Here is a 23,946-nt window from a genome sequence, read left to right on the forward strand (position 1 = left end):
AGCGCCTCCCCTTATCCTTGAGTCTCGGTCGGACGAGCGGAGCCAGCGCGGACCAGAATGTCGTTAGCTTCGCGGTCGGTCACAGCCGCCTCAGCGGCCAGCTCTGCCTCGGTGTGCTTGGTGAAGGTATCCACCTCGAGCTGCTTGTCTTCCTCGCTCCAATCCAGCAGCGGAGCAACGAAGTCTGCCACGGCAGGAGCTGCGTTGACGCCACGGTCACCGAATTCAATGGCAACGCGGAGGCGACGGGTCAAGATATCGTCCAAGTGCAGCGCGCCCTCGTGGGTGACGGCGTAACGCACCTCAGCCCAGAGGTAGGTTTCAGCACCGGGAACGGGCTCGAGCAGGGACTCATCATCCTGCGCAGGAGCCAGAACCTCGCCCAAAAGGGAGCCGTAGCGGCCGAGCAGGTGCTCGATGAAGTCCTCGCTCAGGTTGTAGCGGCGGGCCAAGGTAGGAATCTGGTTGGCCAGAGCGTGGTAGCCGGCAGCGCCCAGAATCGGGGTGTGCTCGGTAATGGACTCCGGCACCTTGCCGCCGAGTTCCTCCACGGCCAAGTCAACGGCATCCTTGCCGATGACGCGGTAGGTGGTGTACTTACCACCGGCAACGGAGACCATGCCTGGGGCCACGCGAGCCACGGCGTGGTTGCGGGACAGGTTAGTGGTGGAGTCGGACTTGCCGGATAGCAGCGGGCGCAGGCCGGAGTAAACACCGACGATGTCATCGCGGGTGATCTGTCGGCGCACGCGCTGGTTGACCTCATCCAGGATGTAGTCAATATCCGCCTTTGTAGGGGCGGGATCCGGAAGGGATAGGCCCTTCTCCCAGTCGGTATCGGTGGTACCGATGATCCAGTAATCGCCCCATGGGATGACGAAGAGGACGGACTTTTCGGTCACGAAGCACAGGGCTGCTTCTGCATCCAGGGCATCCTTTGGCACGACGATGTGCACGCCCTTGGAAGCGTGAACGGTGAACTTGCCTTCCACGCCGGCCAGCTCCTGGATCTTGTCGTTCCAGACACCGGTAGCGTTGATGAAGACCTTACCGCGCACGGTGGTCTCGCGGCCGGTGGCGGTATCACGGACCTTAGCGCCAACGACGCGGCCGCCGCGGTCCTTGTCAAAGCCGATAACCTCGGTATTGGTGCGCACATCGGCGCCGTATTCAGCGGCGCTGCGCAGCACGGTCATCGTGTGGCGGGCATCGTCCACCAGGGTGTCGTAGTAGCGCACACCGCCGACGATGGCGTCTTCCTTCAGGCCAGGGGTGACCTTGAGGGCACCCTTGCGGGTGAGGTGCTTTTGCATCGGCACGCTCTTTGCACCGCCCATGAGGTCATAAAGGGTAAAGCCGCCGAACATCATGACGCGCTCCCATACGTGGTGGGTGAGCGGGAAGATGAACTTCAGCGGCTTAACTAGGTGGGGAGCCAACGTGGACATGTTGAGCTCGCGCTCCTTCAGCGACTCTGCCACGAGGCGGAAGTCAAACATTGCAAGGTAGCGCAGGCCACCATGGAACATCTTGGAAGAGCGAGAAGAGGTACCAGCGGCGAAATCACGGGACTCCAACACCGCGGTCTTCAAACCACGGGTTGCCGCATCCAGTGCCGCGCCGGCACCTACGGAGCCACCACCGATGATGACGACGTCGTAGTCCTCATCCGCGTAGCCATTCCACACATTTTCAAAATATTCGGGGTTAAAGGATTGATTGCTTTGCTGGGTCATTAGAGACCGCATCTCCTTCCTTGGTGCTCATGTGTGCTTGCTCCGACAAACGATGAATGAGATGGCGTAAGCACAGCTAAAAGCAAGTTTTGGATGATTCATGATGGCGACTATTGCGCTCTAAAAAGTAGAGCCAATATCTCCTATCTCCTATGGTAGAGGTCACCGCTTAAACATTCACTAGAGGTTTCTCACACGTAACTTCCGGCCCCGTAAGCAGTCAATTCCCGCCCTTTGATTAGCCAACCAAAAAGAAAACCACCCCCTCGCGGGGGTGGTAACGCCAACGTTTGCACGCGCCTAGTCTTTTTGTAACCGGGCCATCGCTTCCAAAACCTCGGACATGCCTGCGCGCTCGGCGGAATACGTCACAGCCTGCGCATCCTTGACCACTTCGATGGGTGCTGTCTCCAGGGCAACGACCGGGATGTGATTCAAAAACCCCTCATCCCCCGGCTCATTACCAAAGACCAATGCCTCGCTCGGCTTGGCGTCCAAATCATCCAGGATGCAGTCCACGCCGGCGGCGGCCGTGGCGGAGGTAACCTTCATCGCTTCCTTATCCAAGAGCGGCTTTTCGGCCTGCTCATCAAGCTGGATATGCCACACCGCCTGCGGGACATCGAGATCCGCATCGCACGAGACCACGATGAGCACCTCCGCCGCCGGGTAGATGCTTTCTAGCGCCGCCTTCAGCCGCGGGGTCAGGGCATCATCTTCCCAGTTCAGCGTGCTTTGATGCGCCACCACTACGCGCGGGATGGCAGAAAACTGGGCCTTGAGCCGGTGCGGCAGGCGGGAGACGATCAAGCGCGATTGGGTCGCCGCGGCGAGCAGTCCCTGCTCTACCACGGATCCTTCCCAGATCTCCTTGCTGCTTGCGGCAATCGACGCCTGGGCCTGCGCCACATCCGTCTTCAGCTGGGCCATGACATCCGCGACCTTATCCTTGCCCTCATCCAAGCCGCGGGTTGCCTCTTCCACCACGGCATTGAGGTTGGTCTTGACCCACTCCAAGGTATCGGCCGCGATGTGCTTCTTTTCCTGCGACTCTTTGCCATCGTGCCCATCCTGGCCTTCCTCACCCTTGGCAGAGGCCATGTGGTTGCGCACGAGTTCAACGGTGGAAACGGAAACGCGGTCTTTGAGTCCCACCAAGTCATCGCGCAGGCGACGCACCCGGTGCCGCTCCGTTTCCACCTCCGCATCGCGGGCTTCGGCCTCTTCCAGCGTCGGGGCGGAACCACCCTTGCGCGCGGGAACCCAATATTCGCCGGCGGGCATGGGGCCGAACTCCGCCTCGTAATCCTCCCAGAGTCCCTCCAAGGCCTCCTGCATGCGGCGGCGGATTTCTGCGGTATCGGCTTCTGGATCCCCGGTGGGGTAATACGGCTCGAGCGCGGTAATAAAGACCGGAGTCTTGGTGCGGCCCAAGTTCTTTTTGTGGCCCTTTGTCCACAGGCGCTGCGAGCCGAACATCACCTGCGGAACAACCGGCACACCGGCTTCAAAAGCGATGCGGGAGGCGCCGGTTTTCATGCTGCGAATTTCAAAGCTGCGTGAAATCGTGCCTTCAGAAAAGACGCCGACGAGCTCGCCGGCCTCGGCAAGCTCTACCGCCTTGCGCAAGGACTCTTTGCCATCGATGCGGTCTACCGGCACGTGCCCCATAGCGCGCAGCAGGGCGCCCACGCCTGGGGTGCTAAAGATGCTGGCCTTGGCTAGAAAGCGCACCAGCCGTTTTTTGCGATAGGCAATGAACGCGCCGAACAGAAAATCCATATACCCGGTGTGATTGCACACAAGGACGGCACCGCCGTCATCGGGAATATTCTCCTCCCCAGACAGGCGCATCTGCAGGCCTTGGGCCAAGGTGAGGCCGCGCCCGATGTGGGTGATCTGGCGGTACAAGAAATTCGTCGCAGCGTTCATGGTGCTCCTTTAGCTTTGTTCCGCAGGCTACTGCGGCGTGAGGACATCCTTGCCCACGAATGGGCGCAGGGCCTCTGGAACAACGACGGAGCCATCGGCTTGCTGGTGGTTTTCCAAGATCGCCACGATCCAACGGGTGGTGGCCAGGGTCCCGTTCAAGGTGGCGGCCACCTGCGTCTTCCCGTTCTCATCGCGGTAACGGGTGGACAGGCGGCGGGCCTGGAAGGTGGTGCAATTGGAGGTGGAGGTCAGCTCGCGGTAGGTGCCTTGGGTTGGCACCCACGCCTCGTTATCGAATTTGCGGGCCGCCGAAGAGCCCAAGTCACCGCCGGCGATATCGATGGTGCGGTACGGCAATTCCATCGCAGCCAGCATTTCCTTTTCCATATCGAGGAGCTTTTGGTGCATGTCCTCGGCGTCATCCGGCTTGCAGTAGACAAACATTTCTAGCTTGTCGAATTGGTGCACGCGCAGGATGCCGCGGGTGTCCTTGCCGTGGGAACCGGCCTCCCGGCGGAAGCAGGAGGACCAACCCGCGTACTGCAGGGGACCATTGGATAGATCGATGATCTCATCCTTGTGGTAGCCAGCCAGCGCGACTTCGGAGGTGCCCACGAGGTAGCGATCATCGGCTGGCAGGTAGTAAATCTCATCGGAGTGCTGGCCCAAAAAGCCCGTGCCGGACATGATCTCTGGGCGCACCAAAACCGGCGGAATCATCAGCTGGAAGCCGGCTTCCCGCGCCTTTTGCGCAGCCAACATCAGCATGCCCAGCTGCAGGAATGCGCCATCGCCGGTGAGGTAGTAGAAGCGGGCGCCGCCGACCTTCGCACCGCGCTTGACGTCAATGAGCCCCAGGGATTCACCGAGTTCAAGGTGGTCCTTGGGCTCGAAATCGAAGTGCGGGATCTCACCTACCTCTTCAACGAGGACAAAGTCATCCTCGCCGCCGGCGGGTGCGCCTTCGACGACGTTATCGATCTTGTACTGCAGCTCTTCCACCGTGGCCTCAGCCGCGGACCGAGCCTCTTCAGCCTCTTTGACCTTGGCTTTCAGCTCATCTGCGCCTTCCAGCAACGCCGGGCGCTCTTCCGGGGAGGCCTGACCAATCTTCTTGCCCAGGGATTTCTGCTGGGAACGCACCTCGTCGGCCTTCTGGATGGCAAGGCGGCGCTTCTCATCGGCTGCGAGGAGCTGATCCACGAGCGAGGGGTCTTCCCCACGGGTGACCTGGGAGGCGCGGACAACGTCTGGGTTTTCACGGAGTAGCTTGAGATCAATCACGGAACTGATTCTAACGCACTGCCATTGCCTTGCCGTGGTAATAACCAGCGAATTATTATGGAATCATGTCCTCCCTAGAATTACCGGCCCGCGAAATCAGCGATGGCCCCACCCCAAAGCACGCCCAATTGCACGATATTCTGGAGGAATTATGTAATACCACCCTCAAACCCGGTGATATCCTCCCCGGTGAGAGGCTCCTGGAGGAGACCTACGGTGTCTCCCGCATTACGGTGCGCCGGGCCATCGGGGATCTCGTAGCCGCCGGCAGATTGCGCCGCGTGCGCGGTAAGGGCACCTTCGTTGCCCCCAACCCCTTGGTATCGCGCCTGCACCTGGCCTCCTTTTCCGATGAAATGAGTGCTCAGGATGTGGTGGCTTCCTCCAAGATCCTCAACAGCGGCCGCGCGAGCGCCCCGGAGGCGGCCACCAACTTCTTTGGCACCCCTGCCACGGAAGAACAGATTCATTTGCGCCGACTGCGCTTGGGCGATGGCGAGCCCTATTCCATCGATGACGGCTGGTATAACTCCGCTTTTGCGCCGAGCCTGCTGGAAAATGACACCTATAATTCGGTGTATTCCATTTTGGATAAGACGTTTGGCGTCCCCATCACGGACGCGGACCAGACCGTCTCCGCCATTGCCGCCAATGAGGAGATTGCGCCGCTTCTCGATGTCCCCGTGGGTTCCCCATTGCTGCACATCGTGCGCTGCTCGCGCTCGGGGGATAAGCCCGTGGAGTGGTGTTCCTCGGTCTACCGCACCGATAGGTACCACCTGAATACCCGCGTTTCCCGGGATACCTCAATATAGAAAACACCCTGCTTAAAGGGTAAGATAATGGGCCTTATGAAGAAATCACCTGCGTGGCGTTCCGCTGTGGCCGTCCAGATTGCCTTGATCTCAGCAATCGCGGCGGCCGTTTTCATGGGCATCTACGGCATTGTCAGCAACCACGGGTCTAACGGGGGCGATACTACCGCCGCGTCCGAACAGTCCTCTGCGGGCGGTGCCGATGGCTCAGGATCCTCCGATGCAAAGGTGGAGCCTTTTACCTCCGCTTCCGCTGGGTCCTGCGTGACGTGGGATATCAATGAGGATGGCTCTGCCGCTTCCTTCAAGGAGGTGGAATGCTCGGAGCAGCACCGCTTCGAGGTTTCCACCGTGGAGGATCTCAGCGTCTACCCCACCAGTGAATTCGGCCCGGATGCCTCGCGGCCCGCGCTCACCCGCCAGCACCAGCTGCGCGATGAGCTCTGCGAATCCGCCACGGTGAGCTACCTGCACAGCAAGTGGGATCCGCACGGAAAATACGATATTGCCTCCATCCTGCCGCCGGAATCCGCGTGGGATAATGGTGACCGCACCCTGCTGTGTGGCCTACAGACCACCGATGATCGCGGCGTGCCGCAATTGACCACCGGCAATGTCGAGGCTTCCGAGCAGGCCAATCTGACTAAGCCAGGCGAGTGCTTGGCCATTGATGATAAGCAGGTACCGCACGTCGTGGACTGCGGACAACCACACCAGCTAGAGACGGTATCCGTTATCGATCTGGGCAAGAAATTCCCCGATGCTTACCCGGATGGCAAGGAGATGGATAAATTCCTCTCGGATTCCTGCACCGCCGCCGCTGAGGATTACCTAGGCGGGGAAGAGCAGCTCTACCAATCCACACTGCAGCCGTTCTGGGGCACCGTGTCTGAAGAGTCCTGGAATGGCGGCACCAAGTCCGTAAACTGCTCGCTCGTCCACGCCCGCGATGATGGCGGCTTTTCCTCCATCACCGGCGCCGCCACCGGTGGCCGCCAAGCGCTCTCCATCGATGGCAACCCGCCGGAGGAGCGCCCAGAGCGCAACCCGATTCGCGATAATAAGCCGGCGCCGTAAATGTATTCCGTATCGGAAGAACGCTTCGAGGAAATGGTCAATGACGCCCTCGATCAGGTGCCCGATGAATTCGTGCGCAAGATGCGCAACCTGGTGATCATGGTGGAAGAAGAAAACCCCGATGATCCCACCTTGCTAGGGCTCTATGAGGGCGTCGCCCTGCCCCAGCGCACCTTCGACCACACCGGGTATTTGCCCGATGCCATCTTCATCTACCGCAGCACTTTGCAGCGCTGGGCCGCGTCAGAAGAAGACTTGGCCGAGCAGGTCAAGGTCACGGTCTTCCACGAGCTAGGCCATTACTTTGGCATGGAAGAACACGAACTGCACCAGCTGGGCTGGGGCTAGAGCTCAATATCGGCCCAGCGGGTAAGCGTCCACTCGCCAAATTTCTTGCCGCGCGGCTCCATCACGGTAAAGCGGCAATTGGGCATATAACCGGTATAGGCAAAGTCCGCGTCCGCCCCGGTGGCGTGCTTGGTTACCACCCGGATGGCGGCGCCGTGGCTGACGAGGATGACATCGCGGTCATCGGCAAGCTGCGCCGCAATCTCTTCCAACGCGGGCTGGAAACGCGAAAGCACGTCCTGGAGCCGCTCGCCACCTTCCATGGCGGCCTGGCTATCGCCGTAGCACCAGCCGCGCATGGCCGTATCGTGGCTGCGGTGGGCGGCCTCGCTAGCATCGAGCTCCCAATCGCCGGCGAAAATCTCCTGCACGTTCGGGATGACATCGATGGGAATGGAAAAGCGCGGCAGGTTCCGCTCCTGTTCAAAGGCGCGCGCCGCCAAGGTGGCGGTCTGCTGCGCCCGCAGCGCAATCGAGCACTTGAAGTCGACCTCGCGCTCGCCCACAAAGCCTGCTAATTCCCGGCCCACCTCCGTGGCCTGGTTGCGCCCCAGATCCGTAAGCTCCGCGCCCGGCGGCCGGGTATCAAGCAGCCGGGAGACGTTGGAATGGGTTTGGCCATGGCGCAGCAGGATGATTCTTCCAGTCATGCGTCCAGATTATTGACCCCTGCGCGCCCTCGCCACCCAAGCATCCGCCTCCGCCAGGTCCCGCGGTGGGTGGCCGACGGGCGTAGCGGTGGGCCAGGAGCCCAAAAAGCGCAATTCCTCTGCCCGCAACCACACTGCGCGCAGGGCCTCAGCGACCGGCTGGTCATCGATATGCCCAATCAAGTCCACATAGAAGCGGTAGGTGCCAAAGGTCTGGCGAGTCGGCCGCGACTCAATCCGCGAGAGATCCACCCCGCGGTGGGCAAAGTCTTGTAAGGCCCCCACCAGGGTTCCCGGCTGGTTGGGCAGGGTAAAAATGACGCTGGTGCGATCCTGGCCGGTGCGCGCGGTCGGGCGACCCGGCAGGCCCACCAACACAAAGCGGGTGGCCGCGCCCTGCACGTCCGCCACGCCGCTCGCCTTGGTTTCTAGGCCGAAGATTTCAGCCGCCCGCGCTGGCGCCGCCGCCGCGTCGACCTCCCCGCGCGCTACGGCCTGCGCCGCCGCCGCATTCGAACTAGCCGGCACGAATTCCACGCCCGGCGCGTTCTCCGCTACCCAGCCGCGGATTTGTTGGAAGGCCACCGGGTGCGTACTGAGGCGCGTGATGTCTTTCGTTCCCGGCCTTGTCATGATGCTGAAGGTAACGGGGATATCTACCTCGCGGTAAATCTGTACGGGATCGCCTTCTACCAGCGCGTCAAAGGTCGTCGTCACCGCCCCATCCACGGAATTTTCAATGGCGACGCAGGCATAATCGGCCTGCCCGGCGCGCACGGCCGCCACCGCCGCTGATGGCGAGTCCACCGGCAGGGTCTCCACGGTCTCCCCGCGCGCTTCCCACTCGGCGGCGAATTTGTGCACGGCGGCCTCCGTGAACGTACCGGCGGGGCCTAAGAAAGCGATGGTTGTAGTCATACCCGTCACCTTAGCCCACTAGACTGGTGCGCCATGGACTTTTCCATAGAACGACTCCGCGCGGATGTGCAGGGCATGGGCCCTCAAGAGCACGGTTTTACCTACCTGGATCTGCAGCGCACCCCCACCCGCACCGGCCGGCTGCGCGGGTGGATCCTTTCCGCAAAGGATCTCAACGATGTCGCGGGCATGCCCACCACCTTGGGCAATGCCAAGCGCACCTACTATCCCGCGGTCAGCGAGCCGTTCATCGCGAAGTTGGAAAAGCAGGGCGCGATATTCATTGGCAAGTCCTCCACCCCGGAGTTGGGCTTGCGCGTCGATACCGAGCCGGTGGATCTTCCCCACCCCGATAATCCCCTTTATCCAGGCCGCACCCCGGGCGGTTCTTCTGGCGGCGCGGCCGTCCAGGTAGCCCGCGGCCTCGTGCGCGCGGCCCAGGCCAGCGATGGCGGCGGTTCCATCCGCGTTCCCGCGGCGGCCTGCGGGGTCGTGGGGTTTAAGCCTGCGGGCAGCAGCCTGGGCGCGGAGGGGTTTATCACCCGCACCGTGGCCGATAATGCGTTCCTGCACGGCCACCGCATGATCACCCCGCGCGCCCGCATTGGGCTGTTGCTGGAGCCGCTTTTTGCCGCGACCCGGGTGGAGGCCCACCACCTGCGGGCGGCACGCGAGGCCGCAGATCGGCTGCGCGCCGCGGGGTTCGAGGTCGTCCCCATTGCGCCGTATCCGCAGGCAGCGGCCACGTTTGCGCACTTCCGCGAGATCTTTACCTCCCGGTTTGCGGGGCTACCACAGGCAGAGGGCTACGCGGCTTGGGTGGCCCAGCAAGGTGCTACCGTATCCGCCGCCGAGCTAAGCGCCGCGCAGCGCCATGTCCGCCACCTCCCGGAGCTCTTGGCGCAGCAGTGGCGGGTCGATGCCATTATCACGCCCATGCTCTCCGCGGATCCCCCGCTGCGGGGGCATTTCCTGTCCCTTCCGCACGCGGAGAATTTCGACGCCCAAACGCGCTGGTCACCCTGGGCCTCACTGTTTAATATGGCCCAATTGCCCGCCATTTCCGTTCCTTGGGCCATCCCCGCGCACCCGCCCGTCGGCGTGCATGTGGGAGGCATTACGCTTTCCGATGCCCAACTTTTAGGCCTCGCCCACATCCTGCACCCATGACCAAGAACCTCCGCGCCGAACTGCTCATCGTCCTGACCCTGACCTTTGGTATTTCCGGGGTCAGGGCGGTGCTGCGGCTAATCAATTCACTGGCCGCCCCGCAGCCACTCAATGAGCAATCCGTCACGCTCAACTCCAGCCAATCCAGCCTTGCGTGGGTGGATTTGGGCCTGCAATTGTGCTCGGCGGCGGTCCTTTTTGCCTATGGTGCGCTGGTGATTTTCCTGCTGGCACAAGACCACATTAAACCGGCTGCCTACCGCGCCTTTGATTGGTTACACGGCGCGGGGCTTGCCGCGCTCATCGGCATCCCGGGCCTAGTTTTGTATTTCGCCGCGGTGCAGTTTGGCTGGAGCAAAGAGGTCATCCCCGGTGACTTCGATAATGCGTGGTTAGAAATCCCGATGTCCCTCATCAAGGCCGCCGCCAATGCCTTTGCGGAAGAGACCGTGGTGGTCATGTGGCTGATGACCAGGCTGCGCCAGGCGCGCTGGTCGCTGCCGGCCGCCTTGGCGGCAAGCTCTATCCTCCGCGGTTCATATCACCTGTACCAGGGGGTATCGGCCGGCTTTGGCAATATCATCATGGGCGTTATCTACGGCTATTACTATCACCGCACCGGCCGCGTGTGGCCGCTTGTCATCGCGCACTTTCTTATCGATGCGATCGCTTTCCTCGGCTATTCCTTCGGCCTTTCCGTACTTTAAGTGTGGCGTGCTCGCGAGGAAAGCGGGGGAATTGGCCGGCGCCTTGTAAGGTATAGCGCATGACTGAATCAGGACGAGATCCGCATCGGGAGGCGCGCCGCGCTGGCGATAGCTCATCCAGTGAGTTCGTCCTTGGGGCCGATGGCCGTCCCCTCAAGGACCGCTATGGTCGGCCCATTCGCCGCCGGCCGCGCACGAATCGTTCCGAGCCGCAGCAGCACATCCCGCGCCAGGAAACCCCCACCCGCTACCCCAGCCAGTACCGGGCCCAGCAGCAGCGTTCCGCGCAGCAACCACCACAGCAACGGCCGCCGCAGCAGCTGCAACAGCGCTACCAGCCACAACAAGCGCAGCAACCGCCCCGCCGCCACTCTAGGCCGCACAGCCGCCGGAAAAAGACCAATCCGGTCAAGCGGTTCTTTGGCTGCGCCGGTATCTTTTTCCTCATCGTCGTGGTGTGCAGCCTTATCTTCGCACTGTGGGCCGATACGCGCCTGACCCGCGTGGATGCCTTCCCGGATGAGCAGGTGGCCAATACCTCCGGCACCAATTGGCTGTTGGTGGGATCCGACTCCCGCCAGGGCCTGTCCGAAGAGGATCAACAAGCGCTCGGCACCGGTGGCGATGTGGGCGAGGGACGCACCGATACCATCATGCTCCTGCATATCCCGCGCTCCGGCCAAGCCCAGCTGGTCTCCATTCCGCGCGATAGCTACGTGGAAGTACCCGGCTTCGGCATGGATAAGATCAACGCCGCCTTTGCCTACGGCGGGCCAAAGCTCCTCACACAAACCGTGGAGGGCAATACTGGCCTGCACATTGATCACTATGCCGAAATCGGCATGGGTGGTTTGGCCAATGTGGTCGATTCCGTCGGCGGCGTTGATATCTGCGTGGCAGAGCCCATCAATGACCCGCTGGCGGGCATCGATCTGCAGGAAGGCTGCCAGAAGCTAGAGGGCAGCGATGCGCTGGGTTATGTGCGCACCCGCGCCACCGCGATGGGCGATCTCGACCGCGTACAGCGTCAGCGCGAGTTCTTCGCGGCGCTCCTGGATAAGATCACTTCCCCGGCCACGCTGATTAACCCCTTCCGGTCTATTTCCCTGATTAACCACACCGCCTCCTCTTTCATCGTGGGCGATGGCGATCACGTATGGCACCTGGCCCGCGTGGCGCTCGCAATGGGATCCGGAGTGGATACGGAAACCGTTCCCATTGGCGGGTTCCAGGACACCGTCGTGGGCAATGTCGTGCTCTGGGACGATGAAGGCGCTCAACAGCTCTGGGACTCCATGAAATAGGCCTGAACTCAATCTTCGTATCGGAAAAACGTTATTGAGAAACCAGCAAGTGTGGTTGCTATGAAGAATTCAGGGAGAATTCTCCACTCCACAGGATCCATAGAGAACATCCTAATTATGCCAAGGATGAAGGCTATTGCGCTGGCGGCTGCGGAAGCCCAGGCTATGCGCCGCGGCCCTGAGTTTTTCTTATTCATGCCTTAACTCGTCCTAGCTAGATTGCGAAGAAAGCGGCCCTTTCCTCCTTGTCTTTTCGAGGTAAAGGGCCTCTTTGGTGTGGTGCGTTTAGCGCAACGTCACCTGGCGGGACTTGATGTTTTCTAGCTGTTTGCGCTCTTCTGCGTTCAATTGTGCGTCATTGGAGATTTCTTCTGCCAAGGCCTTATCTACGCCTGCGAGCTTGTCCCCATAAGAGGAGTAATCAACCTCGGGCTGCACGTCAAAGACGGGAGCGATGAGTCCGTGGGTACGGAATACGCCGGCGAACTTGGTGTCCTCGCCCAAGTTCAGCTCGCCGCGCGCGGCGACTCGCGCCAGGGCGTTGAGGAATGCGGCCTCATCGTCATTCGGGCGCACCCAGCGCACGTGCGCTTTGCCGCCGCCGGCATTGGCCCAAAAGGCGGTACCGGTAATGTCGTTGCCCACCTGGTGGGATTCAATAACCGAGTCATTGGCGGCGCGCATGGACTGCGATACCTCAGGGGTGACCTGCGCGCCTTCCGGGATCCACCAACTGAAGTCCTGGTGGACTTTTATGTCGAGGGCGGTTGCGGCATCGATAAGCTCACTAAGCTCCGGCTGCGAGCCATCGGCTGCGGTCGATTCCAGGGTAGAACCTGGCTCGTTGTTCTTGACCCAGTTCAGGGCGAAGGCCAGATCCCGGCCAGGGTTGTGGGTGTGGGACTGCACCTGCAGTGCCACAAAAGCATCACCGCCGAATTCCTCATCGCGGATCAGCGCCGCGGTGGCGCCCGGGAGGACGGTGGAGACGTAGACGTTCCTATCGCAGCCCTTCACGTCAAGCTTCGCAAAAGCGGAGGGCACGAACTCTTGCATGGCAACGAGGGAAGCCTCCGCCGCGAGGCCGCTATAGGGGCGCGGGTCTTTTTCCAAGGCGGCGCGCTCTTTGGCACGGGCAGCAAGCTTCGCCTGACGGCGGGACATGCCCTCAGGCAGGTCTTCTTGTTTCTTTTTCTTCTTGGCCATGCCTCCAAGATACCTGCTTTCTACAGCTCAATAGCGCGCAGGGCCACCTCCGGCTGATTGGTGGCAAGCATGTCCACGCCATTGGACCAAGCCCACTTCATGTCCTCCGGCTTATCAACGGTCCACATATACGTGGGCAAGCCCTGCGCACCAATAATGGCCGCCTGCATCTTGGCGCGCAGCAGGGAAACCCCCAGGGCGCTCGGCCGCGACCACATGAAATCCGAGCGATTAAAATGGCGTTCCCAGTCTCGGCGCAGGTAAATGCGGTCAATGTGCGGTGCCAAAATCTTCATGCGCCGGATGGCTTTATGGGAAAAGGAAATAACGTGCATGCGCGGATCCTCACCGAGCCCGGCGGCGCGCAGCCGTTCCATGACCCGCTTTTCCAAGGCGCTGCCTTGCCCGGAGGGGTGCTTGGTTTCAATATAGAGGTGGTGGGGCTTGTCCCCCAGCATGGCCAGGAGGTCATCGAGAAGCATCATGCGCTGCCCCTTGCCGATGTCGACCTCGCTCAGCTCCCGCCAGTCCATCGCCGAAACTCGCCCGGCGCGCCCCGTCGTTCGCTCCAAGGTGGGATCGTGCTGGACCACCACCCTGCCATCGCGGCTTAACCGCACATCGCACTCCACGCCATGGATGGGAAGCTCCATGGCCTTTTCAAAAGCTAAGGGGGATAGCTCCGGGTATTTTCCGGAGTATCCCCTATGCGCGACGATGTGCACTAGCCAAAGAACTTTTCTTTGATGTCATTGAGCGTCTTGGCAGAAGCGTCGAAACGCTCCTTTTCGTGCTCGTTGAGCTGCAACTCTACCGGGCGGACGATGCCGGTGCGGTTTACGATGGCCGCGGTGCCGATGTAGAGGCCCTCCACGCCGTACTCGCCCTGCAGGTAAGCAGAGACGGGAAGCGCCACGTCTTGGTTCTGGATAATCGCGGCGGTAATGCGTGCAAGCCCCATGCCGATGCCGTAGGAGGTCGATCCCTTTGCATCGATAATGGAGTAGGCGGCGTCGCGGGTTTCTTCAAAGATCTTTTCAATGCGCTCGGCGTATTCCGGATCTTTTTCCAGCTTCTGCGAAAGCGGCACACCGGCAACATTCGCGGTGGAGACGGCCGGTAGCTCAGAATCGCCGTGCTCACCAATGATGTAAGCGTGCACGGACTTCGGTGCCACGCCTTCCAATTCACCCAGCATGTAGCGGAAGCGCGCGGAGTCCAGAATCGTACCGGAGCCGATGACCCGCTTGTGGTCAAAGCCGGAGGCCTTCCATACCGCGTAGGTCAGGATATCGACCGGGTTGGAGGCGACCAAGAAGATGCCGTCGAAGTCATTAGCAATGACATCCGCGACGATGCTGTTCATGATCTTGACGTTCTTATCCACCAGGTCAAGGCGGGTTTCGCCGGGCTTTTGGGCGGCGCCGGCGCAGATGACGACCATGTCAGCGTCCGCGCAATCCGCGTAGGTTCCCTTGGTGACGCGGGTACGCTGTGGCGACCAGACCACACCGTGGTTGAGGTCCATGACATTGCCTTCCAGCTTCCGCTCATCGATGTCGATGATGGCCAGGTGGTCGACGATGCTCTGGTTGACCAGTGCGTAGGCGTAAGCGACTCCCACGTCACCCGCGCCAATGAGAACGACTTTATTTCCTACATGCTTTGCCATGACCCTATTGTGCAACGCCCAGCGGGGTTTTGCATGCGTAATGTTTCACACTGCACAACGCGGTACGTTCTGGGATAATGGGCAACCATGAAACGCGCCTTCAGCCGCGCTGCACTAATTTCTCTTGGCGTAGTCGCGGATCTCACGCCCGTCGTCCGCATGACCAGTCGGCAGACGTTGCCGCCCCATATGTCGGCCGGAATCTTAGGCGCAGAGCTGGCCACGTGGGCCGCGGTATCGCCGTCCCTGCTGCCCCGCCCGTGGTGGGTGACGGCGGCCAATGTATCTATCGGGCAGGCCATCGGGCACCTCGGGGCGGCCTCGACGAGCTTCGTGCTCAACCGGCTGGGCAAGCGCCCCCAAGACCGCTTGGGCCCGCAGCACCGCCAAATCTTGCACTTAGCTATTGGCGCCGGCACCGCCTTCAATGCGGCGCTCTCGCTGCGCAACCAGGAAAAGCAGGCGGGTCTGGTCAATAAACAACTGGTTCGCGGTCCGGCTACCGCGGCCATCGGCCTAGCCGCCGGCACCGCCGGATACGGCGCGCTGCTACTGGTAGGCGAGGCCGCACAGCTGACCGTGACCAAATTATCGCGCCAATTGGGCCGTTGGGTTCCAGCACTCGTGGCCTGGCCGGTCGTTACCGCCGGGCTCACCGTGGCCGCGGTGGGGCTATCGGACCGCGTGGTATTCCGGCGCTGGATCCGTTCGCTCTCCCACAAGGCGCAGCGCCTGAATAAACAAATTTTTCCCGGCACGTCGATGCCCTGGGAGCCGGAGCGCTCCGGCAGCCCGTGGTCGCTTGAACCTTGGTCCGCGCTGGGGCAACAAGGGCGGCGTTTTGTCTCCAACGGCCCGCGCGCCCGCGATATTCGCACCATCACCGGTGCTCCCGCCAAAGAACCCATCCGCATTTATGCCGGCTACATCCCCGGGCGTTCTTTTGCCCAGGCGGCGAAGAAGGTGCGCTCAGAATTGCAGCGCACCGGTGCGCTGCGCCGGGAGACCATCGTCATTCAGATGCCCGCGGGATCCGGGTGGATTAATAACTGGAGCGCGAGCTCCTATGAGTTTTTGACCGCCGGTGATTGCGTCACCGTCACCATGCAGTATTCCTACCTGCCCTCGGTTTTCGCCTACCTCGTGGATAAAAACGCGCCCAAGCGCGCTGCGGCCGAGCTCATTTCCGTGGTGCAAGAAGAAATTGACAAGCTCCCAGAAGAAGATCGCCCGCGGCTCTACCTTGCAGGGGAATCCCTGGGTGCCTACGCCATTATGGATAATTGCCAGAACAAGGACGAACTCCTCGCTGCCTGCAGCGGCGCGGTCTTTTCTGGCCCGCCGCGGATGACGCGCTTTACCCAGCGCCTGCGCCGCGATATCGGCTCGCTCGAGCGGCTCCCCGTCATCGATGGTGGGCAACACGTCCGCTTTGTCGCCCTACCGGAGCACTCGCGCCACGATGCCTTTGGCAACGATTTTCCTTCCAGCTGGCGCCGGCCCCGCGTGCTCATTGCCCAGCATGCTTCCGATGCCATCGTGTGGTGGGACCTGAACCTCATGTTCCGCCGCCCCACCTGGATGCACGAACCCCAACCAGAGACACTCCGGGCGGATACGCTCCGCCACCTGCGCTGGGCGCCGTTTATTACCTGGTGGCAGATTGGCCTAGACCAGATCAACTCCCTGAACGTCCCTGGTGGCCACGGGCATAACTACTTTCAGGAAATGCTCTGGTACTGGAATGAGGTCCTAGGCTCCCAATCGCGCCTGAACCTCACCCCTAAATTAGCCAGGAAAATCGCTGGATTTATCCGGCTCGACGCCTAATCGCACTTCACACCGGTGCTGTGGTGCGGGCAGTACCCATTCGGCACCTTGTGCAGGTACTGCTGGTGCTCGTCCTCGGCCAGGTAGTACTCGCCAGAGTCCGTATCGGCTAAGCGTTTTACTTCGGTCGTGGTTTCCCCAAAGCCAAAATCTTTGAGCTTATCCGCGTAGCTATCCACGATTTCCTGGATCTCTTCACGCTCTTCTTCGGTGCGGGGATAAAACGCGGAACGGTACTGCGTACCCACGTCGTTTCCTTGGCGGAAGCCCTGCGTCGGATCGTGGGCTTCCAGTGCCTTCACCACGAGGTCGCGCAAGGAGATCTTCTCCGGGTCATAGGTGACCTCGACGGTTTCTGCATGGTTGGTTTGCCCGCGGCAGACCTCATAATACGTGGGGTTCGGGGTCGTGCCACCGGCGTAGCCAACCGAGGTGGACTCGACGCCATCGGTCTCCCAAAACATCTTTTCTGCACCCCAGAAACAGCCCAGGGCAATCAAGATCGATTTCTGGCCGTCCTTCCACGGACCGGTAATTGGGGTATTCAGCACCGCGTGCGGGGCTGGGTCCAAGACCGGCTCGCTGCGGCCCGGCAGGGCATCTTCCGCAGCCACCATCTTCGGCTCTGGTTTAAACATCCACATTAGGTAATGCTCCTTTCTCCATTTCCCTTAATAACGTTGTACTGGGCTAATAGATTCCCGGGCCACTAAATATTCGCGGTAATTGCAGATTTCAAATTAATCATGGCGAAATCTTTCGATCGTGCCTATCATCGGGACACGTACCCGAAGAAAGGATTACACAAATGGCTGTTTACGAACTTCCTGATCTCCCATACGCATACGACGCACTGGAGCCACACATCTCCGCAGAGATTATGGAGCTCCACCACGACAAGCACCACGCAACCTACGTGAAGGGTGCTAACGCTGCCCTCGAGGCACTGGAAGAAGAGCGCAACGGCGAGGCTAACCCAGACCGCATCCGCGCCCTGTCCAAGAACTTGGCATTCAACCTGGGTGGCCACACCAACCACTCCATCTTCTGGAAGAACCTGTCCCCGAACGGTGGCGGCCAGCCCACTGGCGAGCTGGCAGAGGCTATCGACCGCGACTTCGGTTCCTTCGAGAAGTTCCAGGCACACTTCGCTGGTGCCGCTACCTCCCTGCAGGGTTCCGGCTGGGCAGTGCTGGGTTACGACCACATCGCTGACCGCCTGATCATCGAGCAGCTCACTGACCAGCAGGGCAACGTTTCCGTTGACTTCACCCCGCTGCTCATGCTCGATATGTGGGAGCACGCTTACTACCTGCAGTACAAGAACGTAAAGGGCGACTACGTCAAGGCCGCTTGGAACGTCTTCAACTGGGACGACGTTGCAGAGCGTTTCGCTGCAGCTAAGAAGTAACTTATAACTTAGTTACTTTCTGCCGCCTTTCCTTACTGGAAGGGCGGCATTTTTATGCTTGCACTAACCCCATCAAGGGTGTGGCGCAATTTACACCGCCGCCCGTGAAGAGAATGCTGGTGTGCATGACCAGAAACCGGCGCGCCACCATCGCCATGCTCCTTTTGGGCTTGGCGGTGTTTTCTAGCCTCTATACCACCCAAGCAATATTGCCCACGTTGGTAACGGATATGGGCATCTCGCACACCGAGGCGGCCATGACTGTTTCGGCCGCCACAGGCGCGTTGGCCATCTGCGTGGTTCCGGCGTCCATCCTTTCTGAGCGCTATGGGCGCGGGCGCATCCTCCTCATTTCCGCCATCGCCGCCACCATCTTGGGCCTCGTGGTGCCGCTGGCCCAAGAGGGCTGGCAGCTCATTGCCCTGCGCGGGCTGCAGGGCGCGATGTTATCCGGCGCTCCTGCGACGGCGATGGCCTGGTTATCGGAAGAGCTGGAGGACAATGCCTTGCCTAAGGCGATGGGCCTTTATATCGCGGGTAATTCCGTGGGCGGGCTCACCGGCCGCATCATTCCCGCGGGCTTGGTGGAGTTTTCCTCGTGGCGCTGGGCGCTGCTCGGTTCCGCCGTGGTCTCCCTGGCCTTTGCCATCACCTGCTGGCTCCTCCTGCCCGCCCAGCGGAATTTTCACCCCAAGGAAATTCACTTCCGCTCCGAGCTGAGTGCGGTCTTTGGGCACTGGGCGAATAAGGATCTCGCCACGTTATTTATCGTTGCCTTTTTATCCATGGGCACGTTCGTGTCCATGTATAACTTCCTCACCTTCCGCCTAACCGGGGATTTCGGCCTATCGCCGGCACTGGCCGGTTTTACCTTCCTGTTTTATCTCTCCGGCACGTGGTCCTCGGCCAGAGCGGGCACGCTGGTCGCGCGCATTGGGCACGGTAAAACCATGGTCGGTTCCGCCGCGCTCTTTACCGTGGGCATTATCCTTTGCGCCGGCAACTTGGTCATGACGCTAATCGGCATGGTGTGCCTGACCGTCGGTTTCTTCGCGGTCCACTCCACAGCGTCTGGCTGGGTGGGGCAACTGGCCACCCACGACCGCGCCGAGGCGTCCTCGATGTACGTTTTCTGCTACTACCTGGGCTCTTCCATCGTGGGCGCGTTGGCAGGCGTGCTTTTCGATGCCCTCACCTGGCACCAATTCATCGCCTGCTTCACCGCCTTCGCGCTCGCGCTCACGGCACTGACTTGGACCAAGATTAAATCCGACTAAACTCGGTTTTATGCCTCAAGATAAGTGGTCGAGCCGCACCTGGCACCGCAAAGCCTCACGCCCCGTGTCCATCTGGATGATGGTCTTCATCGTAGTGGGCGCAGCGCACATATTCGTGCCCAATTATCGCTGGGTACTTATCCACCTCTTCACGTTGGGCCTAGTCACCAACAGCATCCTGGTGTGGTCGCAGCACCTGACTGAAAAATTCGTGCAACAAAAACTGCCGGATTCCGCCCGCCCCAAACAGCTCGCGCGCATCTATATCCTCAATATCGGCATCATCATCGCCGTCGCGGGCCAAATCCTCGTGCAATTCTGGGCTCACCACTGGATACTGACCCAGATCGGTGCCACGCTTATCGCGCTTACCGTTTTATGGCACGCGGTGTCCCTGTTTGCCCAGTGGCGAACAGCTAAGGATAAGCGCTTCCGCCCAGTTGTCGGCGCCTACGTGCTATCCGCGCTGTGCTTGCCGGTCGGTGCGGTCTTCGGCGCGATCCTGGCCATTCACCCGGGTGATCCGCAGTTGCTCTTGGCCCATATCGCCGCCAATATCGGCGGTTTCATCGGCCTTGCTGCGGCAGGTTCGTTGACCATCCTCTTTCCCACGATCTGGCGCACGCAGGGCACCAATGAGCGCATGTCCTCCTCGTTCGCGCTGCTTACCTTGGGCGTGGTGGCAACGTCCATCGGCGCGTTTCTGAACTTCCCGCAGCTTGGGCTGATCATCTATTGCATCGGCTGGATCTTGAGCCTGCAGCAGTGGCTTGGCAATGTCATCGACGTCGCCCGCGCACCGCGCGACCGCGTTAACTTTGCCTCCGTCTCGGTGCTCATGGCCGCGCTCTGGCTGGTGCTATCCCTGGCGTACTACACCACGCAGCACTTCCTCGTGGCAGAACCAGGGCTTCCTACGCTCGGCCTCGTCGTAGGCTTTGCGGCGCAGCTGCTCATCGGAGTCATGAGCTATCTTCTTCCCACCACCATGGGCGGTGGCCCTGGCGCGGTCCGCGCGGGGCTTCAGGAGCTAGATCGGTGGGGCCTGTTGCGCGCCACATTCGTCAATGGCGGGCTGCTTATCTGGATGGGCACGGATATCTCCTTGCTCAAGGTGGTGGCCTCGCTGCTATGCATCGGTTCTTTGGCGGTCTACCCCATATTCGTCGCCCGCGCGGTCAAGGCCCAAAAGCAGGTGTTGATGAAAAAGGCGGAAGGTCCCGCGCCGAAAACCACCGCGGACTGGAACCAAATCTATATCGGCATCGCCATCCTGGCGGTAATCTACGCCCTGTTCGCGGCGCTCTAGAGTTCTGGGATTCCCGGCGCGCCGGCGCTCATCCACTCGCGCACTATCCGGGTGGCGTGGACATCGCCGGCGTTATAGTCCAAGAGGCGCTGCCGGACGCTCATGTCGCCGGCCAGGGCCTCCCGGCGCGCGTTGACGGATTCTTCGCCATCAAAGTCCTCTTCCGGCCACCGGAAACCCGCCACTGGGGCCACCACTTTGAGCCCCAGCCCAAAGGGCCCCGCGAAGGATCTCTTCACGTAGGCAAACATATCCACCCACTCTGGGGAAGAGATAAAGTCTTCTACTTCCCGTTCATCCACCTCCCGGAAGCGCTGCGCAGAGCGGCGCATCCAGTGGTTCTCGCCGTGGGCCGAATAGCAATAGGCGGCAAAGGTCTTGCCCTCCGCATGCGCTGTATCGCGCAGCTGCATCAACCACCTCCAAAATTCGGCGAAGTTCTCCGCCTCAGCGCGCCCGCCCAGCGGCTCCCACGTCACGAAGGGGTGGTACTCGCCCTCGAACCACGCGCCCCACAGGTAAGCGCCTTGGTCCATGTAGGCCTCCATGTCCACATCCACCTCAACGTCCGCGCGCGGCACGGCCATATCCCCGCGGCGCAACAGCGTCTGCCCGGCGCGCCACGCGGCAGCGAGGCGGGAGGGCTCGCCCAAATCGGCATCGATAAGCGCCTGCACCGTGGTAATGCCGCGCTCGCGAAAGGGGCGGGCGCGATCGCCCGGTAAGAAAAGGGAAATATCGTCCGCCGCCACCAGTTCTTGTTCGCACAAGGGCCAGAACCTGCAGCTAGTGCACTCTTTGACCCGCACCGGCGCGGTGGGCAGCGGCTTATCCCAGGCGCGCTGCACGTCAAACTTCGCCGTCTCCGTGAAGAAGGCCTGTTGGCGGTCCTGACCGATGGCACCGCCGCGCCCGGAATTCAGGCCCATGTCCTCTAAGGCCTCGGCGGCGAGCGCCAAACGATAGCCATCGACGGCATGGTGGCGGGCCTTGTACGGAACCTCCATGGGCTCGCTCAACCCAAGGCGGTGGGTGGGCACGGCGAGCGTGATTTTCTTTGGGTGCTTGCGTGCGACGCGGTGGTTGCTCACAATAATGGGGGTATAAGAACCCGCCTCCCGCAGCAGCAATTCCACGTGCACTTTCCACTTTTCGGTGGCAAAGACCGCATTGGTGATGTGAGTATAGCCGGAGGCAATGGCCTCCAGCGTGGCCATGGCGCGTTCCCAATCATCGCCTTCTAGATCGATGCGCCGGAAACGGCCAGGGGCTTTGCGCGGGAATAATTCCATCGCCGCGTCTACGGCGGCGCTGTGGCGCTCGGCCCGAGCAATCGAGGATCGGGTGCGCGGAATCTCCGGGTGGGCACGCCGCTGCACCAAGCGATAGCGGCACCCAACGAGATCCGAAGCTACAACGACATCCTCCACACCGGGTGAGCTTAATAGAACAGCAAGGTAATGTTGAATCCAGACTCGATCGAACGTAAGGGAAAATAATGAGTATCCTCAAGAAATTGAAAAAGGCTCGCCAGGAAGCACGCGCGCAGGCCAAGGCGGCGAAGGCACGCGCCAAGGCTGAGGTAAAGGCCCAGTCGAAGGATCGTCGCCGCCAACAAAAGCTCCTTGCCAAGCAAGAAAAGCACCTTCTTAAGACCGAAGAAAAGGGTCTCAAAAAGCGCCGTAAACACGAACAGAAGATGGCGGAAAAGGAACTGGAAAAGCTGCGTGAGGGCCACTTTAATGCCGGCAAGGTCAAGCGCTATGCAGGTGCATTGCGCACCGCCGCCCCGCTTTTGCTTCCCCTCGTTTATCGCGCATTTGTGGGCCTTAAGTCCGAAAAAGAAAAGCGCAAGGCTCACAAAGCGGGCGTAAGTTCCGCAGAAATGGCCTCTTTTTCCGGCTACGGCGCCCCGCTCAAGGCCCGCACCGCCGGCATCCGTAATTCCCTCAAGGACGTAGATCTGCCCGCCGGCTTCAAGCGGGACGTGCGCGAGCGCCTCGAAGAGGTTGATGCCGCGATCGATAACGCCGAATTCATGACGGAGCAGCAGCGCCGCCGTGCGCATAAGACGATTAGCGGAGAGATCGATTCCGTTACCGCGGAGATTCAGCAGCGCCTGGGCGAATAATTTCTCTTCCGCCTCCCATCGCCGTTCACCTTTTAGGTGGCGGCGATATTTTTATGTGCGAGGGCCACTAACTAAAACTTTATTGTCTACTAATTTCCACACTGGTAGAATTGAATTAGAGTTAATTCGGATTCCAAATACCGGTATTAGGTAAACATATCGATGCAATAAACCATGGAGGTACTATGGCACGCCGCGAAATCACGCAATTTTATGATGACCTTGATAATCAACTCATTGGTGAGGATGAATTAGAGGTAGTCCGGTTCAGCGTCAATGGGCGCAGCTACTTGATGGATCTATCCCGCGACAATGCCCGCCGCTTCCACGAGGCAATCGCCCCCTTTGTCGAGGCCGCACATGCCGCTCCCGATGCGGAATCCCCACAAGTCGATCCGCGCAAGGTCCGCGAATGGGCGCAAAAGCAGGGCCATGACGTAGCGCGCCGCGGCAAGATCCCCCAGAACATCATCGACGCCTACAACGCGGCCCACTAGATTAAAGCACGCCCTGCTCCCTGGCGGCCGCCACCGCGGAGGTACGCGAGCGAACGCCCAATTTGTCATAAATGTGCACTAGGTGGGATTTCACCGTGGCCTCAGAAAGCATGAGGTCATGGCCGATCTGCCGGTTCGAGGCCCCCGCCGCCACCAATTGCAAAACCTCTAGCTCGCGCGGGGTCAACGAGGTGCGGGGCGTGCGGACCCGGGTCATGAGGCGATCGGCCACGATGGGCGAAAGCGCCGAATCCCCCTCCGCCGTCGAATGGACGGCATCCAAAAGCTCCTGCGGCGGGGCGTCTTTTAGGAGGTAGCCTACCGCGCCTGCTTCGATGGCGCCGAGGATATCCGCATCGGTGTCGTAATTGGTGATGACCAGCACCTTGGGCGGCGTGCTCATGGAGGAGCGAATCTGCGCGGTGGCTTCGACGCCACCCATCACGCGCGTTCCTTCCAGGCCCGCCCCGAATCGCAGGTCCATGAGGATGACATCGATACCACCTGCTTGCGCCGCGGACACAGCGGCCTCCGCCGTCGCGACCTCACCCACGACGTCGATATCTTCTGCGCCTTCGAGCACCGAACGCAGCCCCAGCCGCACGATCTCGTGGTCATCTGCCAAAAGGACCCGAATCACGACATCCCTCCTATCGATGTTTTTCTCAACCA

Annotated in this window: 23 protein-coding genes; 12 read left to right on the top strand and 11 right to left on the bottom strand. The window is 60.8% G+C overall.

All coding sequences use genetic code 11. The features are described 5' to 3' along the window. Positions 1 to 11: 11 nt before the first annotated feature. From HMPREF1267_RS12110 to serS, 3 genes are all read right to left on the bottom strand, one after another. Positions 12 to 1,736: a glycerol-3-phosphate dehydrogenase/oxidase gene (locus HMPREF1267_RS12110; protein ID WP_034667312.1), complete on the bottom strand. Its 1,725-nt coding sequence runs from the start codon at positions 1,734 to 1,736 to the stop codon at positions 12 to 14. Between the two features lie 300 nt (positions 1,737 to 2,036). Further along, positions 2,037 to 3,668: a 1-acyl-sn-glycerol-3-phosphate acyltransferase gene (locus HMPREF1267_RS12115; protein WP_023029473.1), complete on the bottom strand. Its 1,632-nt coding sequence runs from the start codon at positions 3,666 to 3,668 to the stop codon at positions 2,037 to 2,039. Between the two features lie 27 nt (positions 3,669 to 3,695). Further along, positions 3,696 to 4,952 carry a serine--tRNA ligase gene (gene serS, locus HMPREF1267_RS12120; protein ID WP_023018148.1) on the bottom strand — a complete coding sequence of 419 codons (1,257 nt, stop codon included), beginning with the start codon at positions 4,950 to 4,952 and terminating at the stop codon, positions 3,696 to 3,698. Positions 4,953 to 5,017: 65 nt separating this feature from the next. On the opposite strand from serS, the gene HMPREF1267_RS12125 reads away from it, so the two are divergent. Genes HMPREF1267_RS12125 through HMPREF1267_RS12135 form a run of 3 tightly spaced genes read left to right on the top strand, consistent with a single transcriptional unit; the run spans position 5,018 to position 7,192 of the window. Next, entirely contained in the window at positions 5,018 to 5,767 is a 750-nt protein-coding gene (locus HMPREF1267_RS12125) for a GntR family transcriptional regulator (protein WP_023018149.1), read from the top strand. Positions 5,768 to 5,794: 27 nt separating this feature from the next. Next, positions 5,795 to 6,844: a septum formation family protein gene (locus tag HMPREF1267_RS12130; RefSeq protein ID WP_023018150.1), complete on the top strand. Its 1,050-nt coding sequence runs from the start codon at positions 5,795 to 5,797 to the stop codon at positions 6,842 to 6,844. After that, positions 6,845 to 7,192, top strand: a complete 348-nt coding sequence (locus HMPREF1267_RS12135) for a metallopeptidase family protein (protein ID WP_005279702.1) — start codon at positions 6,845 to 6,847, stop codon at positions 7,190 to 7,192. On the opposite strand, the gene HMPREF1267_RS12140 is transcribed toward HMPREF1267_RS12135, so the two are convergent. Both HMPREF1267_RS12140 and pheA read right to left on the bottom strand, forming a co-directional pair. Beyond that, on the bottom strand, positions 7,189 to 7,842 hold the full coding sequence (locus HMPREF1267_RS12140; RefSeq protein WP_023018151.1) for a histidine phosphatase family protein: 654 nt from the start codon (positions 7,840 to 7,842) through the stop codon (positions 7,189 to 7,191). The genes HMPREF1267_RS12135 and HMPREF1267_RS12140 overlap by 4 nt on opposite strands. A gap of 9 nt (positions 7,843 to 7,851) precedes the next feature. Beyond that, on the bottom strand, positions 7,852 to 8,760 hold the full coding sequence (pheA, locus tag HMPREF1267_RS12145; RefSeq protein ID WP_005279700.1) for a prephenate dehydratase: 909 nt from the start codon (positions 8,758 to 8,760) through the stop codon (positions 7,852 to 7,854). 33 nt (positions 8,761 to 8,793) lie between these two features. Here pheA and HMPREF1267_RS12150 point away from each other — a divergent pair, with 33 nt between their 5' ends. Genes HMPREF1267_RS12150 through HMPREF1267_RS12160 form a run of 3 tightly spaced genes read left to right on the top strand, consistent with a single transcriptional unit; the run spans position 8,794 to position 11,941 of the window. Continuing rightward, positions 8,794 to 9,930: an amidase gene (locus tag HMPREF1267_RS12150; RefSeq protein ID WP_023018152.1), complete on the top strand. Its 1,137-nt coding sequence runs from the start codon at positions 8,794 to 8,796 to the stop codon at positions 9,928 to 9,930. Then, positions 9,927 to 10,637, top strand: coding sequence for a CPBP family intramembrane glutamic endopeptidase (locus HMPREF1267_RS12155; RefSeq protein ID WP_023018153.1), 711 nt, complete (start codon positions 9,927 to 9,929; stop codon positions 10,635 to 10,637). Before HMPREF1267_RS12150 ends, HMPREF1267_RS12155 begins: the two co-directional genes overlap by 4 nt. Before the next feature lie 59 nt (positions 10,638 to 10,696). Further along, on the top strand, positions 10,697 to 11,941 hold the full coding sequence (locus tag HMPREF1267_RS12160; protein ID WP_023029474.1) for an LCP family protein: 1,245 nt from the start codon (positions 10,697 to 10,699) through the stop codon (positions 11,939 to 11,941). Between the two features lie 285 nt (positions 11,942 to 12,226). Here HMPREF1267_RS12160 and HMPREF1267_RS12165 read toward each other — a convergent pair whose 3' ends face one another. From HMPREF1267_RS12165 to HMPREF1267_RS12175, 3 genes are read right to left on the bottom strand one after another with little or no spacing between them, the layout of a single operon-like run. Continuing rightward, positions 12,227 to 13,147 (bottom strand): DUF5926 family protein, encoded by a 921-nt coding sequence (locus HMPREF1267_RS12165; RefSeq protein ID WP_023029475.1) that lies wholly within the window; start codon positions 13,145 to 13,147, stop codon positions 12,227 to 12,229. A gap of 20 nt (positions 13,148 to 13,167) precedes the next feature. After that, the gene (locus HMPREF1267_RS12170; protein ID WP_023029476.1) at positions 13,168 to 13,872 is read right to left on the bottom strand and encodes a glycerophosphodiester phosphodiesterase family protein; all 705 of its coding nucleotides are present in this window, start codon (positions 13,870 to 13,872) and stop codon (positions 13,168 to 13,170) included. Continuing rightward, positions 13,872 to 14,819, bottom strand: a complete 948-nt coding sequence (locus HMPREF1267_RS12175; RefSeq protein ID WP_023029477.1) for an L-lactate dehydrogenase — start codon at positions 14,817 to 14,819, stop codon at positions 13,872 to 13,874. Before HMPREF1267_RS12175 ends, HMPREF1267_RS12170 begins: the two co-directional genes overlap by 1 nt. Positions 14,820 to 14,906: 87 nt before the next feature. Here HMPREF1267_RS12175 and HMPREF1267_RS12180 point away from each other — a divergent pair, with 87 nt between their 5' ends. Next, on the top strand, positions 14,907 to 16,649 hold the full coding sequence (locus HMPREF1267_RS12180; protein ID WP_023029478.1) for an alpha/beta-hydrolase family protein: 1,743 nt from the start codon (positions 14,907 to 14,909) through the stop codon (positions 16,647 to 16,649). Here the strand turns inward: HMPREF1267_RS12180 and msrA are convergent. Beyond that, positions 16,646 to 17,293 (bottom strand): peptide-methionine (S)-S-oxide reductase MsrA, encoded by a 648-nt coding sequence (msrA, locus tag HMPREF1267_RS12185; protein ID WP_023029479.1) that lies wholly within the window; start codon positions 17,291 to 17,293, stop codon positions 16,646 to 16,648. The genes HMPREF1267_RS12180 and msrA overlap by 4 nt on opposite strands. Positions 17,294 to 17,457: 164 nt before the next feature. Here msrA and HMPREF1267_RS12190 point away from each other — a divergent pair, with 164 nt between their 5' ends. The 3 genes from HMPREF1267_RS12190 (at position 17,458) to HMPREF1267_RS12200 (ending at position 20,646) form a co-directional block, all read left to right on the top strand. Beyond that, positions 17,458 to 18,060 carry a superoxide dismutase gene (locus HMPREF1267_RS12190; RefSeq protein WP_005279684.1) on the top strand — a complete coding sequence of 201 codons (603 nt, stop codon included), beginning with the start codon at positions 17,458 to 17,460 and terminating at the stop codon, positions 18,058 to 18,060. Positions 18,061 to 18,185: 125 nt separating this feature from the next. Then, positions 18,186 to 19,337: an MFS transporter gene (locus tag HMPREF1267_RS12195; RefSeq protein ID WP_023029480.1), complete on the top strand. Its 1,152-nt coding sequence runs from the start codon at positions 18,186 to 18,188 to the stop codon at positions 19,335 to 19,337. 10 nt (positions 19,338 to 19,347) lie between these two features. Then, positions 19,348 to 20,646, top strand: coding sequence for a hypothetical protein (locus HMPREF1267_RS12200; protein ID WP_023029481.1), 1,299 nt, complete (start codon positions 19,348 to 19,350; stop codon positions 20,644 to 20,646). Here HMPREF1267_RS12200 and HMPREF1267_RS12205 read toward each other — a convergent pair. Then, positions 20,643 to 22,076, bottom strand: a complete 1,434-nt coding sequence (locus HMPREF1267_RS12205) for a TM0106 family RecB-like putative nuclease (protein ID WP_023029482.1) — start codon at positions 22,074 to 22,076, stop codon at positions 20,643 to 20,645. The genes HMPREF1267_RS12200 and HMPREF1267_RS12205 overlap by 4 nt on opposite strands. A gap of 68 nt (positions 22,077 to 22,144) precedes the next feature. On the opposite strand from HMPREF1267_RS12205, the gene HMPREF1267_RS12210 reads away from it, so the two are divergent. Beyond that, entirely contained in the window at positions 22,145 to 22,777 is a 633-nt protein-coding gene (locus HMPREF1267_RS12210) for a DUF6474 family protein (RefSeq protein WP_023018162.1), read from the top strand. A 185-nt stretch (positions 22,778 to 22,962) separates the two neighbouring features. After that, positions 22,963 to 23,274: an Lsr2 family protein gene (locus tag HMPREF1267_RS12215; protein WP_005279679.1), complete on the top strand. Its 312-nt coding sequence runs from the start codon at positions 22,963 to 22,965 to the stop codon at positions 23,272 to 23,274. 1 nt (position 23,275) lies between these two features. On the opposite strand, the gene HMPREF1267_RS12220 is transcribed toward HMPREF1267_RS12215, so the two are convergent. Further along, complete coding sequence (locus tag HMPREF1267_RS12220) at positions 23,276 to 23,914, bottom strand: response regulator transcription factor (RefSeq protein ID WP_023018163.1); 639 nt, start codon at positions 23,912 to 23,914, stop codon at positions 23,276 to 23,278. Between the last annotated feature and the right edge of the window lie 32 nt (positions 23,915 to 23,946).

Origin of the sequence: Corynebacterium sp. KPL1824, from assembly GCF_000478095.1 — a bacterium.
GTDB classification, from domain to species: domain Bacteria; phylum Actinomycetota; class Actinomycetes; order Mycobacteriales; family Mycobacteriaceae; genus Corynebacterium; species Corynebacterium accolens.

Coding starts and splice junctions, on each gene's coding strand:
- HMPREF1267_RS12195 (WP_023029480.1), top strand. CDS start 18,186: ATGACCAGAAACCGGCGCGCCACCATCGCCATGCTCCTTTTGGGCTTG.
- HMPREF1267_RS12160 (WP_023029474.1), top strand. CDS start 10,697: ATGACTGAATCAGGACGAGATCCGCATCGGGAGGCGCGCCGCGCTGGC.
- HMPREF1267_RS12135 (WP_005279702.1), top strand. CDS start 6,845: ATGTATTCCGTATCGGAAGAACGCTTCGAGGAAATGGTCAATGACGCC.
- HMPREF1267_RS12165 (WP_023029475.1), bottom strand. CDS start 13,147: ATGGCCAAGAAGAAAAAGAAACAAGAAGACCTGCCTGAGGGCATGTCC.
- pheA (WP_005279700.1), bottom strand. CDS start 8,760: ATGACTACAACCATCGCTTTCTTAGGCCCCGCCGGTACGTTCACGGAG.
- HMPREF1267_RS12130 (WP_023018150.1), top strand. CDS start 5,795: ATGGGCCTTATGAAGAAATCACCTGCGTGGCGTTCCGCTGTGGCCGTC.
- HMPREF1267_RS12125 (WP_023018149.1), top strand. CDS start 5,018: ATGTCCTCCCTAGAATTACCGGCCCGCGAAATCAGCGATGGCCCCACC.
- HMPREF1267_RS12150 (WP_023018152.1), top strand. CDS start 8,794: ATGGACTTTTCCATAGAACGACTCCGCGCGGATGTGCAGGGCATGGGC.
- msrA (WP_023029479.1), bottom strand. CDS start 17,293: ATGTGGATGTTTAAACCAGAGCCGAAGATGGTGGCTGCGGAAGATGCC.
- HMPREF1267_RS12155 (WP_023018153.1), top strand. CDS start 9,927: ATGACCAAGAACCTCCGCGCCGAACTGCTCATCGTCCTGACCCTGACC.
- HMPREF1267_RS12140 (WP_023018151.1), bottom strand. CDS start 7,842: ATGACTGGAAGAATCATCCTGCTGCGCCATGGCCAAACCCATTCCAAC.
- HMPREF1267_RS12175 (WP_023029477.1), bottom strand. CDS start 14,819: ATGGCAAAGCATGTAGGAAATAAAGTCGTTCTCATTGGCGCGGGTGAC.
- HMPREF1267_RS12210 (WP_023018162.1), top strand. CDS start 22,145: ATGAGTATCCTCAAGAAATTGAAAAAGGCTCGCCAGGAAGCACGCGCG.
- HMPREF1267_RS12110 (WP_034667312.1), bottom strand. CDS start 1,736: ATGACCCAGCAAAGCAATCAATCCTTTAACCCCGAATATTTTGAAAAT.
- HMPREF1267_RS12200 (WP_023029481.1), top strand. CDS start 19,348: ATGCCTCAAGATAAGTGGTCGAGCCGCACCTGGCACCGCAAAGCCTCA.
- HMPREF1267_RS12215 (WP_005279679.1), top strand. CDS start 22,963: ATGGCACGCCGCGAAATCACGCAATTTTATGATGACCTTGATAATCAA.
- HMPREF1267_RS12180 (WP_023029478.1), top strand. CDS start 14,907: ATGAAACGCGCCTTCAGCCGCGCTGCACTAATTTCTCTTGGCGTAGTC.
- HMPREF1267_RS12115 (WP_023029473.1), bottom strand. CDS start 3,668: ATGAACGCTGCGACGAATTTCTTGTACCGCCAGATCACCCACATCGGG.
- HMPREF1267_RS12190 (WP_005279684.1), top strand. CDS start 17,458: ATGGCTGTTTACGAACTTCCTGATCTCCCATACGCATACGACGCACTG.